The 13,552-nt window shown below is 62.8% G+C and carries 15 protein-coding genes; 9 read left to right on the forward strand and 6 right to left on the reverse strand.

Going from position 1 to position 13,552, the window contains the following annotated elements; genetic code table 11:
• Positions 1–120 precede the first annotated feature (120 nt).
• From JQK88_RS12515 to JQK88_RS12545, 7 genes are all read left to right on the forward strand, one after another.
• Positions 121–423 carry a virulence factor gene (locus tag JQK88_RS12515; protein WP_192257521.1) on the forward strand — a complete coding sequence of 101 codons (303 nt, stop codon included), beginning with the start codon at positions 121–123 and terminating at the stop codon, positions 421–423.
• On the forward strand, positions 416–1,027 hold the full coding sequence (locus JQK88_RS12520; protein ID WP_192257522.1) for a methylenetetrahydrofolate reductase C-terminal domain-containing protein: 612 nt from the start codon (positions 416–418) through the stop codon (positions 1,025–1,027). The genes JQK88_RS12515 and JQK88_RS12520 overlap by 8 nt, the downstream gene beginning before the upstream one ends.
• On the forward strand, positions 1,024–2,115 hold the full coding sequence (locus JQK88_RS12525) for a methylenetetrahydrofolate reductase (RefSeq protein ID WP_192257523.1): 1,092 nt from the start codon (positions 1,024–1,026) through the stop codon (positions 2,113–2,115). The genes JQK88_RS12520 and JQK88_RS12525 overlap by 4 nt, the downstream gene beginning before the upstream one ends.
• 77 nt (positions 2,116–2,192) lie before the next feature.
• Positions 2,193–3,167 carry a methyltetrahydrofolate cobalamin methyltransferase gene (locus JQK88_RS12530; RefSeq protein ID WP_192257524.1) on the forward strand — a complete coding sequence of 325 codons (975 nt, stop codon included), beginning with the start codon at positions 2,193–2,195 and terminating at the stop codon, positions 3,165–3,167.
• Positions 3,118–5,247, forward strand: coding sequence for an ASKHA domain-containing protein (locus JQK88_RS12535; protein WP_192257525.1), 2,130 nt, complete (start codon positions 3,118–3,120; stop codon positions 5,245–5,247). Before JQK88_RS12530 ends, JQK88_RS12535 begins: the two co-directional genes overlap by 50 nt.
• Positions 5,248–5,422: 175 nt before the next feature.
• Complete coding sequence (locus JQK88_RS12540) at positions 5,423–5,596, forward strand: hypothetical protein (RefSeq protein WP_192257526.1); 174 nt, start codon at positions 5,423–5,425, stop codon at positions 5,594–5,596.
• Positions 5,597–5,847: 251 nt separating this feature from the next.
• On the forward strand, positions 5,848–6,813 hold the full coding sequence (locus JQK88_RS12545; protein ID WP_192257528.1) for an alpha/beta hydrolase: 966 nt from the start codon (positions 5,848–5,850) through the stop codon (positions 6,811–6,813).
• Position 6,814: 1 nt separating this feature from the next.
• Here the strand turns inward: JQK88_RS12545 and JQK88_RS12550 are convergent, their stop codons facing one another.
• On the reverse strand, positions 6,815–7,714 hold the full coding sequence (locus JQK88_RS12550) for a LysR substrate-binding domain-containing protein (RefSeq protein ID WP_192257530.1): 900 nt from the start codon (positions 7,712–7,714) through the stop codon (positions 6,815–6,817).
• Between the two features lie 203 nt (positions 7,715–7,917).
• On the opposite strand from JQK88_RS12550, the gene JQK88_RS12555 reads away from it, so the two are divergent.
• Positions 7,918–8,103, forward strand: a complete 186-nt coding sequence (locus JQK88_RS12555; RefSeq protein ID WP_023700331.1) for a hypothetical protein — start codon at positions 7,918–7,920, stop codon at positions 8,101–8,103.
• A gap of 186 nt (positions 8,104–8,289) precedes the next feature.
• Here the strand turns inward: JQK88_RS12555 and JQK88_RS12560 are convergent, their stop codons facing one another.
• The gene (locus JQK88_RS12560; RefSeq protein WP_192257532.1) at positions 8,290–8,721 is read right to left on the reverse strand and encodes a hypothetical protein; all 432 of its coding nucleotides are present in this window, start codon (positions 8,719–8,721) and stop codon (positions 8,290–8,292) included.
• A 229-nt stretch (positions 8,722–8,950) separates the two neighbouring features.
• On the opposite strand from JQK88_RS12560, the gene JQK88_RS12565 reads away from it, so the two are divergent.
• Positions 8,951–9,889, forward strand: a complete 939-nt coding sequence (locus JQK88_RS12565; RefSeq protein WP_352560327.1) for a GlxA family transcriptional regulator — start codon at positions 8,951–8,953, stop codon at positions 9,887–9,889.
• A gap of 15 nt (positions 9,890–9,904) precedes the next feature.
• On the opposite strand, the gene JQK88_RS12570 is transcribed toward JQK88_RS12565, so the two are convergent.
• The 4 genes from JQK88_RS12570 to JQK88_RS12585 form a co-directional block, all read right to left on the reverse strand.
• Positions 9,905–10,702 carry an ABC transporter ATP-binding protein gene (locus JQK88_RS12570; protein ID WP_203278455.1) on the reverse strand — a complete coding sequence of 266 codons (798 nt, stop codon included), beginning with the start codon at positions 10,700–10,702 and terminating at the stop codon, positions 9,905–9,907.
• The gene (locus JQK88_RS12575; protein WP_192257536.1) at positions 10,699–11,472 is read right to left on the reverse strand and encodes an ABC transporter permease; all 774 of its coding nucleotides are present in this window, start codon (positions 11,470–11,472) and stop codon (positions 10,699–10,701) included. The genes JQK88_RS12570 and JQK88_RS12575 overlap by 4 nt, the downstream gene beginning before the upstream one ends.
• Positions 11,473–11,563: 91 nt before the next feature.
• Positions 11,564–12,514 carry an ABC transporter substrate-binding protein gene (locus JQK88_RS12580; RefSeq protein ID WP_192257538.1) on the reverse strand — a complete coding sequence of 317 codons (951 nt, stop codon included), beginning with the start codon at positions 12,512–12,514 and terminating at the stop codon, positions 11,564–11,566.
• Positions 12,515–12,611: 97 nt separating this feature from the next.
• Positions 12,612–13,460, reverse strand: a complete 849-nt coding sequence (locus tag JQK88_RS12585; protein WP_192257540.1) for a DUF1194 domain-containing protein — start codon at positions 13,458–13,460, stop codon at positions 12,612–12,614.
• Positions 13,461–13,552 lie beyond the last annotated feature (92 nt).

The following is a 13,552-nucleotide window of genomic DNA, read 5'->3' on the forward strand; positions in this document are numbered from 1 at the left end:
GTCCCATAACAAGCAGCCCCACCGCGCATCCGGCAATGCTCGCTCCTGCTGAATAGAGTGGCCGAGCGTCCTTCCTGCGTCCAAGCGGACGCACTGCGCTCGGCAGGGAGTGAGAATTTCATGGCCGATCTGATCGTCGTCTACTGGCGCGACATCCCAGCCCAGGTCATCGTCAAGAAAGGCCGGCAGAACGCCAAGCGCGAACTGCCGCTGCGCTTCACCGAGGCGATCGACATGTGCGCCATGCGCACCGGCGCCGGCGGCACCGACGATTATCTCGCCGAATGGCGCAAGGCCGATCCGGTTCCGGTCGGCGACGATCTCGAGGCCGAGGTCGAGAAGGCTTTCAGCGACATCGACGCGAAATACGACCGCGAGCGGCTGGTCGCTCTGGTCAAGGCGGGCGGGAAAGAAAATGTCTGAAACCACTCCTGCCAAAGAAGGCCCGACGGTTACCCAGGCCACCCTGGTCAAGAAGGCAGCGCCGAAATCCGACTACAAGCCGGCCGATGTGTCGCCGCAGCGGCGCGTGCAGCGCTCGTTTGCAGTCAGGCTGTGGTCGGTCCGGCATTCGCGCCTGCTCGAATGGTTCTATTCTCGGTTCGCCGACATGTTCCTGCTTCTCCATCCTTTGTGGAAAGGCCTTGGCTACGGGCGGGTCGAGGCCCCGATCAAGTTTGTCGAAAAACGCGTCAAAGGCTTCATGTTCGACTGCCGCATGTGCGGCCAGTGCGTGTTGTCCTCGACCGGCATGTCGTGCCCGATGAACTGCCCGAAGCAGTTGCGCAACGGCCCCTGCGGCGGCGTGCGCGCCAATGGCAATTGCGAGGTCGAGCCCGACATGCCTTGCGTCTGGGTCAAGGCCTGGGAAGGCTCCAAGAACATGGTGCATGGCGACAAGATCCTCGACGTGCAAAAGCCCGTCGACCAGTCGCTACGGGAAACCTCAGCCTGGCTGCGGGTGACCGCGCAGTCGGCGGCAGCCCGCGAAGCTGCGGCCAATGCCAAGACCGGAGCCGCCGCATGATCGCCCGCCAGCGCGACGAGAACCCGGCCGGCATCCATCTGCCGCTCGATCCCCTGCCCGGCCACTCCTCACGCGGCCGGCTGGAGCGCGTGCTGCGGCGCGGCGAATTCGCCGTCACCACCGAGCTCAACCCGCCCGACAGCGCCGATCCGGAAGACGTCTACAACCGGGCCAAGATCTTCGACGGATGGGTCGACGCCATCAATGCCGTCGATGCCTCCGGCGCCAACTGCCATATGTCCTCGGTCGGCATCTGCGCGCTTTTGACCCGCATGGGCTATGCCCCGATCATGCAGATCGCCTGCCGCGACAGGAACCGCATTGCCATCCAGGGCGATGTGCTGGGTGGTGCGGCGATGGGCGTCGCCAACATGCTGTGCCTCACCGGCGACGGTGTGCAGGCCGGCGACCAGCCCGGCGCCAAGCCGGTGTTCGATCTGGATTCCATGTCGCTGCTCGAAACCTGCCGCATCATGCGCGACAACGGCAAGTTCCTGTCCGGCCGCAAGCTGACGACACCGCCGCAGATCTTCCTCGGTGCCGCCGTCAATCCGTTTGCGCCGCCCTTCGATTTCCGTCCGATCCATCTCGGCAAGAAGATCGCTGCCGGCGCGCAGTTCGTGCAGACGCAGTACTGTTTCGACGTGCCGATGTTCAAAACCTTCATGCAGAAGGCGCGCGATCTCGGCCACACCGAAAAGGTGTTCATCCTGTGCGGCGTCGGCCCGCTGGCCTCGGCCAAGACGGCCAAATGGATCCGCTCCAACGTGCCCGGCATCCATATCCCGGACGCCATCATCAAGCGGCTGGAAGGCGCCCAGGACCAGAAGAAGGAAGGCAAGCAGCTCTGCATCGACATCATCAACGAGGTGAAGGAAATCGCCGGCGTCGCCGGCGTCCACGTGATGGCCTATCGCCAGGAGGAATATGTCGCCGAGATCGTCGATGAATCGGGCGTGCTGAAGGGCCGCCAGCCGTGGAAACGCGAGATCCGCCGCGACGACCAGATGGTCGCCGACCGGCTCGACCACATATTGCATGACGAGATTACCGAAACGCAGGTGGACATGGTAAAGACCGCGCACTAAGCCCGGCCGAGCACCAGACCCTGGAACGAAACCAGACACGATATAAAGAAGCACTTTATATCAGGCGGAGAGACTTCATGACCCGGACCATCGTCGCCTCGGCGACACGCGAGATCATCATCGGCTTCGACCAGCCCTTCTGCGTCATCGGCGAGCGCATCAACCCGACCGGCCGCAAGAAGCTGGCCGCCGAGATGATCGCCGGCAATTTCGAGACCGTCATCAAGGATGCGCTGGAACAGGCCGCCTGCGGCGCCACCATGCTTGACGTCAATGCCGGCGTCACCGCTGTCGACCCCAACGCCACCGAGCCGGCGCTGCTGGTGCAGACGCTGGAGATCGTCCAGGGCCTGGTCGATCTGCCGCTGTCGATCGATTCCTCCGTCAGCGCCGCAATCGAAGCCGCATTAAAGGTCGCCAAGGGCCGGCCGCTGGTCAACTCCGTCACCGGCGAGGAAGAAAAGCTCGAAGCCATCCTGCCGCTGGTCAAGAAGTACAATGTACCGGTCGTCGCCATCTCCAATGACGAGACCGGCATTTCGATGGATCCGGACGTCCGCTTCGCCGTCGCCAAGAAGATCGTGCAGCGCTGCGCCGATTTCGGCATTCCGGCGCATGACGTCGTCGTCGATCCGCTGGTCATGCCGATCGGCGCGCTGGGCGATGCCGGCCGCCAGGTGTTTGCGCTGCTGCGTCGGCTGCGCGAAGAGCTCAAGGTCAACACCACTTGCGGCCTCTCCAACATCTCGTTCGGCCTGCCGCACCGCCACGGCATCAACGCCGCCTTCATCCCGATGGTGATCGGCGCCGGCATGACGAGCGCCATCATGAACCCGGTGCGGCCGCAGGAAATGGAAGCCGTGCGCGGCGCCAATGTGCTGAACGGCACTGACGAGAACTGCACCAACTGGATCAGGACCTACAAGGACTACAAGCCGGCCGAAGGCGGCCAGGCGGTTGCCGCGCCGACACAGGTCAACGCGCCGGGCGATGGCGCTGCCAATGGTGGCCGCCGCCGTGGCGGCCGCGAAGCCCGGATGGCTCGAGGATAAGCGCGCAACCGTGAACTCGCCTGCAAACATTACCGATCCGCTCGTGCTGTTCATGCCGTCAGGCAAGCGCGGGCGGTTTCCCGTTGGCACATCGGTGCTCGACGCCGCGCGCCAGCTCGGCGTCTATGTCGAAAGCGTCTGTGGCGGCCGCGCCACTTGCGGTCGCTGCCAGATCGAGGTGCAGGAAGGCAATTTCGCCAAGCACAAGATCGTCTCCTCCAACGACCATATTTCGCAGAAGGGCGGCAAGGAAGAGCGCTACGAGCGCGTGCGCGGCCTGCCCGAGCGCCGCCGCCTTTCCTGCTCGGCGCAGATCCTCGGCGACCTCGTCATCGACGTGCCGCAGGACACGGTCATCAACGCGCAGACCATCCGCAAGGATGCCGACACCCGCGTCATCGCCCGCGATGCGGCAATCCGCATGTGTTATGTCGAGATCGAAGAACCCGACATGCACAAGCCGCTCGGCGATCTCGACCGCCTGAAGATCGCCCTGATGAAGGATTGGGGCTTCAAAAACCTCGAATTCGATTTCTACCTGATGCCGCAGGTGCAAGGCATTTTGCGCAAGGGCAACTGGACGGCGACTGCCGCCATCCACAAGGATGCCGAAAGCGACATTGCCCGCGTCATAGCACTGTGGCCCGGCCTCAAGAACGAGGCCTATGGACTGGCCTGCGACATCGGCTCGACCACCATCGCCATGCATCTGGTGTCGTTGCTGTCGGGCCGCGTCGCCGCGTCGTCCGGTACGTCCAATCCGCAGATCCGCTTCGGCGAGGATCTGATGAGCCGCGTCTCCTATGTGATGATGAACCCCGACGGCCGCGAAGGCATGACGGTCGCCGTGCGCGAGGCGATCTCCGGCCTCGTCGACAAGGTCTGCGCCGAAGGCAATGTCCAGCGCAATGACATCCTGGACAGCGTCTTCGTCGGCAATCCGATCATGCACCACCTGTTCCTCGGCATCGATCCGACCGAACTCGGCGGCGCGCCCTTCGCGCTCGCCGTCTCGGGCGCGGTGCGCATCAAAGCCTCCGATATCGGCCTGAAGCTCAACCAGGGCGCGCGTCTCTACATGCTGCCTTGCATCGCCGGCCATGTCGGCGCGGATGCTGCCGCCGTGACTTTGTCGGAAGGTCCGCACCGCCAGGATGAAATGATGCTGATCGTCGATGTCGGCACCAATGCCGAGATCGTGCTTGGCAATCGTGCGCGGGTCGTGGCTGCTTCATCTCCAACCGGCCCCGCTTTCGAGGGCGCTGAAATCTCCGGCGGCCAGCGCGCCGCGCCTGGCGCCATCGAGCGCGTGCGCATCGATCCCGAAACGCTGGAGCCGAAATACCGTGTCATCGGTTCGGAACTTTGGTCCGACGAGCCAGGCTTCCTCGACAGCGTCCAGGCCACCGGCGTCACCGGCATTTGCGGCTCCGGCATTATCGAGATCGTGGCCGAAATGTACCTCGCCGGCATCATCTCCGAGGATGGCGTCGTCGACGGGTCGCTCGCCGAGCGTTCGCCGCGTGTCACCGCCAATGGCCGCACCTTCTCCTATGTCTTGAAGGAAGGCGAACCCAAGATCACCATCACCCAGACCGACGTGCGCGCCATCCAGCTGGCCAAGGCGGCGCTTTATGCCGGCACCAAGCTGTTGATGGAAAAGCAGAACACCGAGCATGTCGACCGCATCCATTTCGCCGGCGCCTTCGGCTCCTTCATCGACCCGAAATACGCCATGGTGCTTGGCCTGATCCCGGATTGCGACCTAGACAAGGTCTCGGCCGTCGGCAACGCCGCCGGCGCCGGCGCGCGCATGGCGCTGCTCAACCGCGGCTATCGCCGCGAAATCGAGGACACGGTCAGCCATATCGAGAAGATCGAGACCGCGCTGGAACCGAAATTCCAGGAGCATTTCGTCTACGCCATGGCGCTGCCCAACAAGGTCGATCCGTTCCCGAAACTGTCGGCGGCGGTAAAGCTGCCACCACGCAAGACCGTCAGCGAGGACGGCGTCGCCGGCGACGCCGCCCCACGCCGGCGTTCGCGCGAAGGCCACGCGGCCAGGCGCAGCCGCGAGTAAGCCGGCCGCCAGTCTTCAATTTCGTTTGTATGCAAATGTTTCCAGATCGCTCCGATCTGGAAACCGAAGCGCTGTTTTCGCGCAATCCACCCGATACAGACGTGAAGCATTTAACGGACACCGAAAGGCGGGCCGGACTATTGCGCCGTCACAACGCTTCAAAAGGAGAATGAAGATGTCGATGTTCGACAGCCTCGGCCGTTTTCGTGCGGCCATCAAGCATGCCCAGTCCGTGCGGGCCATGAACAGCCTGCCGCCTGAAGTGCAGAAGGACATTGGCTGGCCCGTGTCGCAGCGCATCGACGCCCAGGCCAGCCTGACGCGCCTGATCCTGGGCTCGGGCCGCTGATGACCTTCGCCGACAAATGCAAATTGCTGGCAAAACGCCGGGGCCGCCGCGTGGTCCCGGCTGCGCCTGACATCAAGCTGCGCGCCGCGCTGCTGCCCCGGCGCTGAGCCGTTGGCGGGAAAACCGCAAACTCGGTCGATCAATCAACCGTGTTGCGTTGGTCCAAATTCTTGACATTTCGGCTGGAGGCGCGATCTTCGAAATAGTGGGGAAATTCTCTTAGTCGGCTGCTGCCGAGCTTGTGTATTCGAATGCCCAGTTTCAAAAGCCACGTCGTTTCCTTCATCCTCCGGCACAGCCGGAAGAAGGCATTTGCCAGCCCCGAAAACCTGCAGCGCTGGATCGCCTATGCGCGCAAGACCGAGGACCACCATCCTCCGGCATTGCTGCGCGAGCGCCTCCATATCACCGAGCGTAGCGTCGATGGTTTCCCCGTCTACGAGATCGCGCCGAAAGCCGGCGAGCGCCGGCGCATCCTCTACATGCATGGCGGCGCCTATGTCTTCCAGATCACCTCCTATCATTGGGGGCTGATCGCCGAGATGGCCGAACGGCTGGGTTTCAGCATCACCGTACCTATCTACCCCATCGCGCCCGAACACGATTTCCACGCCATGTTCGGCATGGTCGGCGACGTCTACCGGCAGATGCTGGACGAGACGGACGCCGAAGATATCGTTTTCATGGGCGATTCCGCCGGCGGCAACATGGCCGTGGTGCTGACCATGATGGCGGCCGAAGAAGGCCTGTCCTTGCCGTCGCGCCACGTGCTGATTTCACCCGGTCTCGACATGTCGCTTTCCAACCCGGAAGTGTTCGAGGCGGAACGCAACGATCCGTGGCTCGGTATATCAGGCGGGCTGGAAGCGATCCGCATGTACAGCGCCGGCATCGATCGCAGCGACTGGCATATCAGCCCGCTCTACGGCGACCTCTCGGTGCTGCCGCAGACCCTGCTTCTGACCGGCTCGCACGACCTGCTCAGCCCCGACAATCTGATCTTCGCCAAAAAGGCGCGCGCTGCCGGCGTCGATATCGACGTTGTCTACGAGGAAGGGATGTTCCACGTCTGGCCGCTGATCGAGATGCCGGAGGCGCGTCGCGCCAGAAACAGCATCGTCACCTTCCTTGAAGGTGAGCCCGCCAGGCGGCGCGCAACTGCGCGGCGCAGACCGCGAACCGCCTTCGCGGCGCGCCCTGCCGAGGCAGCGGAATAACTCAGAACTTGCCGGTTTCGCGGAACAGTTCGAAGGTCGCGCGGATATGGTCGGCGACGGCCTTGACCGGCGCGCTGGCATCCGGCGACACCACCATCGCCAGATTGTAGGTGCCGATATCGGGCATGCCGTCCTTCGGGCAGAGCTCGACCATGTCGTTGCCGAGGAATGACTTCGGCAGCGGCGCAACCGCGAGATCCGACATGATGGCGGCGCGCTGGCCGGCCGTGTGCGCGCTCATATAGGCGACGCGGTAGTTGCGGCCCTCACGGCTGAGCGCATCGAGCGCGCCGGCCCGCCAGGCGCAGCCCTCTTCCCACAGCGATACCGGCAATGGCTCGCGCAGATGCGCGCTGCCGCCCTTGGCGCCGGCCCAGACAATCGGCTCTGTCAGCAGCACCTCGGCGCCAAGCGCGCTGGTCTTGTAGGAATTGGTCAACAGCGTGAGGTCGAGCGCCCGATCGTCCATGCGCCGGCGCAGATTGCTGCTCTGGTCGATGGTGACGTCGACGGCGATCGACGGATGCGATTGCGCGAAACGCTTCAGCACATGCGGCAGCACGCGCTCACCATAATCGTCCGGCGATCCGAGCCGCACCACGCCGACGATCTCGGGGATGATGAATTTCGACACCACCTCGCGGTTGATTGACAACAGCCGGCGGGCATAGCCGAGCAGCATCTCGCCATCGGTGGTCAGCGTCACCGAGCGCGCATCGCGCGCAAAGACCGAGCGGCCGAGAATGTCCTCGAGCTTCTTGATCTGCATGGAGACCGCCGACGGCGTGCGGAACACCGCATTGGCCGCGGTGGTGAAGCTGCCGGTCTCGGCAATGGCCACAAAGGTGCGCAAAACGTCGAGATCGAGCAGCGGCAGCGGGTGATTGAGTGGGGCGTTCATCGGGATAGACCTTCAATTTTTCTGATGTGAAGCATCATTCCATTTCGTTTGATTGAACATCAGATTGGGAGGATAGTCAACTCCATCGAAGGCAGGACGTGCCCTGGATCGAAAAGCTCCTGACACGAAATTGCATTCGATGCGGAATATCCCGGTTACAGAACGCGTTCATGCGGGACGTGCCACAACCAAAGGAGAATGAAATGTCTATCCTGTCATCCATCGGTCGGCTTGCGACCGAGTTCAGCGCGGCCCGTGCCCGCTTCCAGACCGAACGTGCGATCCGCTCGCTGCCGATCGAACTGCAGAAGGATATCGGCTGGCCTGAAGCTGCCGACACCAAGACCGGTGCACGCCACGGCGTCGGATCCTGGGCTGGAGCAAAGTAAACCATTGTGTACCATGTGCTGAAGGCCTGCCGCGCGGAACCAGCCCGGCAGGCCTTCCCTGCTTTAGCCCAGACCTTCTCTAACTTATTTGCACTCAAATGAATTTCAGAGCCATGTCGCGCTTGCATGGCGCATATGAGCAAGCTGCATACCGGCCCAATTTCTGCATTAACGCCTTGTAAATAATCACAAATCCAAGGCAATCTGCCCAAAAATGTCGCAATTGATGTCGCTTTTCATATCAAGCGCTTCGCATTTGCGATTTAGTTTCTGCTCACACAAGCCTATATCAGCGCCAGCAAACGAGCTGCCCCACTCCATCAAGCGAAGGCGACCCGTCTGAGCAACCGATAGGAGATGATGATGAAGCTTTTTGCCCGCCTTTTCCCCCGCCGCGAAATGAACCTGACCACCGCTCTCGAGCGCCAGCGCCTTGCCAACACCATGCCCGGCCAGACCGGCGCCATGAATGCGGTGCGCCTCGGCTTCGTCGCCTGAGATAACGGCTACCGCGCAGCGCTCCCTGCCGCTGTCGACAGTCGATAACAGCGCCGCTTCGGTTTGACCGAGGCGGCGTTTTTCGTTCTGAGGCCGATGTTGCCGGATAGCGATGCTCAATCTCGCGGCAGCCCGTGCCCATCGTCCCGGACCATTGCCCATTTGCGACCCATGTCGCAAATTTAGTTGCCGCTTGGCCGCCTAGCCGATTGACAGGAATGGTTTTTCCTGATGTCGCTATGCTGTTCGCGACATCCTGTTCGCGCCATGGCTGCGTGAGGTTCCCTTGAACGCCGTAAAGCATCCGATCAAGCGATCGTTTGTATTCTTCCTCGTCCCCGACTTCACCATGATTGCCTTTGCGACGGCGCTCGACCCGCTGCGCTCGGCCAACCGCATGCTTGGCTATGAGGCCTATCGCTGGCGCCTCGCCAGCATCGACGGCAAACCAGTGCGCGCCTCCAATGGCGTCGAATGCGCGGTCAACACCTCGCTCGAGGAAGAGCGCAAGAAGATGGCCGGACCGGACCGGCCGAACATGGCCATTGTCTGCAGCGGCGTGAATGTCGAGCGCTACCAGAACAGGTCGGCCTTCGCCTGGCTGCGCGAGGAGTATAACAGAGGCGTCGCCGTCGGCGGCCTGTGCACCGGCGCGCATATCCTTGCCGCCGCCGGCCTGCTCTCCAACAAGCGCTGCGCCATCCATTGGGAAAACCTGCCGGGCTTTTCCGAGGCCTTCCCGAAGGCCAACGTCTTTGCCGACCTCTTCGAAATCGACCAGAACATCTACACCTGCGCCGGCGGCACCGCAGCACTGGACATGATGCTGAAGCTGATCGGCGACGACTTCGACGACAATCTGGTCAACCGTGTCTGCGAGCAGGTGCTGACCGACCGCGTGCGCAGCCCGACCGACCGCCAGCGCCTGCCGCTGCGCGCCCGTCTCGGCGTGCAGAACTCCAAGGTGCTGACCATCATCGAGCTGATGGAGGGCAACCTCTCCGAGCCGCTGTCGCTGATCGAGATCGCCGACCATGTCGACCTGTCGCGCCGCCAGATCGAGCGCCTGTTCCGTACCGAGATGGGCAGGTCCCCTGCCCGCTACTATCTCGAAATCCGCCTCGACCGCGCCAGGCACCTGTTGATCCAGTCGTCGATGCCGGTGGTCGAGGTGGCTGTCGCCTGCGGCTTCGTCTCGGCCTCGCACTTCTCCAAATGCTACCGCGAGCTCTACGCCCGCTCGCCGCAGCAGGAGCGCGTCGACCGCAAGCAACTGCTGGCCGCCTGAACCGAACGCTTCAGATCAAGCCTCGGCCGGCTGCGCCTGTGCCGTCCGCATTGCCTCGATGCGGATATCTTCGGTCAGCCGCGCCTTCAGCGCCGAGAACTCCGGGCTGGTCTTCAGCGTGTAGTGGCGTGGATGCGGCAGGTCGATGGCGACATCCGACTTGATGCGCCCCGGCCGGGCGCTCATCACGATCACCCGCGAGGCCATGAAGATCGCCTCCTCGATGTCGTGAGTGACAAATAGCACCGTCTTCTTGCGCCGTTCCCAGATGCCGAGCAAAAGCTCCTGCATCAGCCCGCGGGTTTGGTTGTCGAGCGCGCCGAACGGCTCGTCGAGCAACAGGATCTCGGGATCGTTGGCCAGCGCCCGGGCGATTGCCGTACGCTGCTGCATGCCGCCGGAAAGCTGCTTTGGCCAATGGTTCTCGAAGCCCTTGAGCCCGACAAGATCGACATAGGAGGCAACGATCCCGTCCCGATCCTTTTCGGCCATGCCGCGTTCGCGCAGGCCGAAGGCGATATTCTGCGCCACCGTCAGCCACGGAAACAGCGTGTAGGACTGGAAGACCATGCCGCGATCCGGTCCCGGCAGCGTCACCGCCTTGCCGTCGAGCAACACGCGGCCTTCGCTCGGCGCCTCGAGGCCGGCGACAATCCTGAGCAGCGTCGACTTTCCGCAGCCCGACGGCCCGAGAATGGTGATGAAGTCGTTGGCCGCGACCGTCAGATCGACCGGCATCAGCGCCTTGACCGGCTGCCCGCCGCGCACGCCGGCGAATGTGCGCGAGACGCCTTCGATCAAAAGCTTGCTCATGCCAGGCTCCAGGGGAAGAGCCAGCGGTTGAACGCCTTGAAGGCGAAGTCGGACAACAGCCCGATCAGCCCGATGACGATGATGCCGAAGATGATCTGGCCCGTCGCCAGCCGCGACTGACTGTTGATGATCATATAGCCGATGCCTGAGGACGAACCGATCAGCTCTGCGACGATGACATAGGTCCAGGCCCAGCCAAGCACCAGCCGCAGCGTCTCGGCGATCTCCGGCGCATTGGCCGGCATGATCACCCGTTTGACGATGCCATTGCTGCTCGAGCCCAGCGTATAGGCGGCCTCGACCAGGTCGCGCCGCGTCGAGCCGACCTTGACGGCGACGATCAGGATGATCTGGAACACCGAACCGACGAAGATGACCAACAGCTTTTCCAGTTCGCCAATGCCCGCCCACAGGATCAACAGCGGAATGAAGGCCGAGGCCGGCAGATAGCGGGCGAAGGAGACGAACGGTTCCAGGAACGCCTCCACCGGCTTCCAGGCGCCCATGGCGATGCCGATCGGCACGGCGACGATCGACGCCAGCAGGAACCCGCCGAAGACCCGCCAGATGGTAATCAGTATGTCGAGCCAGAAACGGTCCTCGACCAGCAGCCGCCAGCCGTCCCGGAGCATCGACAGCGGATCGGCGAGGAAGATGCGGTTGACGTGGCCGCCAAGCGTGATCCACGCCCAGAAAGCGATGAACAGCACGAAGAAGGAAATGCCGAGCACGGTTCGAATGCTCGGCGACACTGGATGCAAGGGGCGCATCGTCAGATCGTCCGCATCGTCAAATCACCCTTTGTCCAAGGAAAGGCGGCGGCGCCAGAGCGCCGCCGCATGATCGTCGAAGGCGCGCCTGTCAGTTCGATACCGCGCTGGTGTCGGCCAGCGTGGCGACATCTGGCGCTTCCTTGATCAGCCCCATCTGCAGGAGCAGTTCGCCGGCGGTCTTGGAAAAGTCTTGGAATTCCTTGGTGAAGAACTGCTTGTTCTCCGCCTTGTCGGCCCACTTCAGATATTTCGCCGAATCCTCGAACTCCTTGGCCGACTGTTTTACGTCGGCACCCATGATCTCGTAGGATTTCTGCGGGTCGCTCTTGATCAGGTCGAGCGCCTCGAAATAGCTGTCGGCAAGCGCCTTGGCGGCGTCGGGATTGGCGGTGAGGAATTCGGGCGTGCAGCCGACCGTGTCGAGCACCATCGGATAGTCGAGCGTGGTCGCCAAAATATGGCCCTGGTCAGCCTTGTCGCGCACCGCCGAGATAAACGGCTCGTAGGTGACCGCCGCATCGTTCTGGCCGGCGAGGAAGGCTTGTGCGGCCGCATCCGGCTCCAGGTTGACCACGGTGACATCCTTGGTCGACATGCCGTTCTTGTTCAGCACCCAGGCCAGCATGAAGTAAGGAGACGTGCCCGGCGCCGAAGAAGCGACATTCTTGCCCTTGAGGTCAGCGACGGTCTTGATGTCGTTGCGCACGACAATGCCGTCGGCGCCATAGGATTTGTCGAGCTGGAATATCTGTTTGGTGGTGACGCCGTTGGCGTTCCAGACCAGCCAGGTCTCGACCGTGGTGGCGGCGCATTGCAGGTCGCCGCTGGCAATGGCAAGCGGCCGGCTTGCCTGCGGCACCTTCTTCAAGGTCACGTCGAGGCCATGCTTCTCGAAGATGCCTGTCTGCTTGGCAAGCGTCAGCGGCGCAAACCCGGTCCAGCCGCTGATGCCGATGGTCACCGACGTGGCGGCCTTGGCCGGAGCGGACAATCCCGCTGCAAGCGCCAATGCCGCGGCAAAGACGATGGTCCTGTTCATGTCAGTTCCCCTTGTTTTTTCGGATGGGGAATTGTGTCACAGACGCCCATGGGCTTGTCAACGAAACTGATGCTGCATTCCGGCATGGGCCAAAGGTCTAATGCGCGTCGAACATCCAACTGCGGTCGCGCCACATTTTTTCGCCGACCTGGCAGTCAGTCGGCCGGTCCTGCGCCAACACCACCGGCGGATGAGTGGCTTCCTCCCGAGCCCATTGCGGCGAAGCGGGGCCGGCAAGCTCCAGCACCAGTTTGCGGCGAATGGCTTCGGGAAACTGCGTCCAGTCATTGACCGGGATCATGAAGGATCCGGGCCCGCCGATAACGCAGTCGCTATAATAGCGATCGAGATTGTTGACGTCGTAGGCGCCGCCAAACCCGCCGTCGCGCGTCATCAGCGGCAGGCCGTTAATGATGATGCCTTGCTTGACCACCGCGTCTCGGGCGATGTCGACGGGTTCACCCTGGTTGTTGGGGCCATCACCGGAAATATCGATGACGCGCTTCGTTCCCTGAAAACCGCTTTCGGCAAAAAGGTCGCTGCCGAATTCCAGCGCACCCGAAATCGAAGTGCGCCGGGCGCTGGCCGGCGGATGGGCGGAAAGCTGCGCCGCCACCCGCTCGGCGTCGGCCCGGCTGGCGATCACCGTCCACGGCACGACGACCTGTTGCGTGGTCGCTCCCGCCCATTCGACATAGGTGACGGCAACCTTGCCATAGGCGCCGTCGGCAATGGCCTGCAGCACATTGTCGTGCGTCAGCGCAGCCGCATAGCCGTGACGCTGAATTTCGAGTTCACCCGGCGACATGGACAATGACACATCGACAGCCAGCACCAGTTCGACATCGACCGGCTCGGCGGCCTCAATCGGTGGTGTCAGCCAAACCACCAGCGCCAGCCCGGCGCTGCCTGAAAGGAGATGTCGTGCGCGCGAAAATGCAGACATGCCGCAAGGTAAGCGAGAATCAGCGGCTGACAAAGGGAAAAGCCCGGCTATGAGCCGGGCTTTGCATTCATACTTCCGCGATTGCGGCGTCC

The sequence above is a fragment of the Mesorhizobium caraganae genome (assembly GCF_016836705.1).
Lineage (GTDB): Bacteria > Pseudomonadota > Alphaproteobacteria > Rhizobiales > Rhizobiaceae > Mesorhizobium > Mesorhizobium caraganae.

Coding starts and splice junctions, on each gene's coding strand:
- JQK88_RS12555 (WP_023700331.1), top strand. CDS start 7,918: ATGTCTATCCTGTCATCCATCGGTCGGCTTGCGACCGAGTTCAGCGCG.
- JQK88_RS12530 (WP_192257524.1), top strand. CDS start 2,193: ATGACCCGGACCATCGTCGCCTCGGCGACACGCGAGATCATCATCGGC.
- JQK88_RS12565 (WP_352560327.1), top strand. CDS start 8,951: ATGATTGCCTTTGCGACGGCGCTCGACCCGCTGCGCTCGGCCAACCGC.
- JQK88_RS12575 (WP_192257536.1), bottom strand. CDS start 11,472: ATGCGCCCCTTGCATCCAGTGTCGCCGAGCATTCGAACCGTGCTCGGC.
- JQK88_RS12535 (WP_192257525.1), top strand. CDS start 3,118: ATGGTGGCCGCCGCCGTGGCGGCCGCGAAGCCCGGATGGCTCGAGGAT.
- JQK88_RS12520 (WP_192257522.1), top strand. CDS start 416: ATGTCTGAAACCACTCCTGCCAAAGAAGGCCCGACGGTTACCCAGGCC.
- JQK88_RS12515 (WP_192257521.1), top strand. CDS start 121: ATGGCCGATCTGATCGTCGTCTACTGGCGCGACATCCCAGCCCAGGTC.
- JQK88_RS12580 (WP_192257538.1), bottom strand. CDS start 12,514: ATGAACAGGACCATCGTCTTTGCCGCGGCATTGGCGCTTGCAGCGGGA.
- JQK88_RS12570 (WP_203278455.1), bottom strand. CDS start 10,702: ATGAGCAAGCTTTTGATCGAAGGCGTCTCGCGCACATTCGCCGGCGTG.
- JQK88_RS12540 (WP_192257526.1), top strand. CDS start 5,423: ATGTCGATGTTCGACAGCCTCGGCCGTTTTCGTGCGGCCATCAAGCAT.
- JQK88_RS12550 (WP_192257530.1), bottom strand. CDS start 7,714: ATGAACGCCCCACTCAATCACCCGCTGCCGCTGCTCGATCTCGACGTT.
- JQK88_RS12525 (WP_192257523.1), top strand. CDS start 1,024: ATGATCGCCCGCCAGCGCGACGAGAACCCGGCCGGCATCCATCTGCCG.
- JQK88_RS12545 (WP_192257528.1), top strand. CDS start 5,848: ATGCCCAGTTTCAAAAGCCACGTCGTTTCCTTCATCCTCCGGCACAGC.
- JQK88_RS12585 (WP_192257540.1), bottom strand. CDS start 13,460: ATGTCTGCATTTTCGCGCGCACGACATCTCCTTTCAGGCAGCGCCGGG.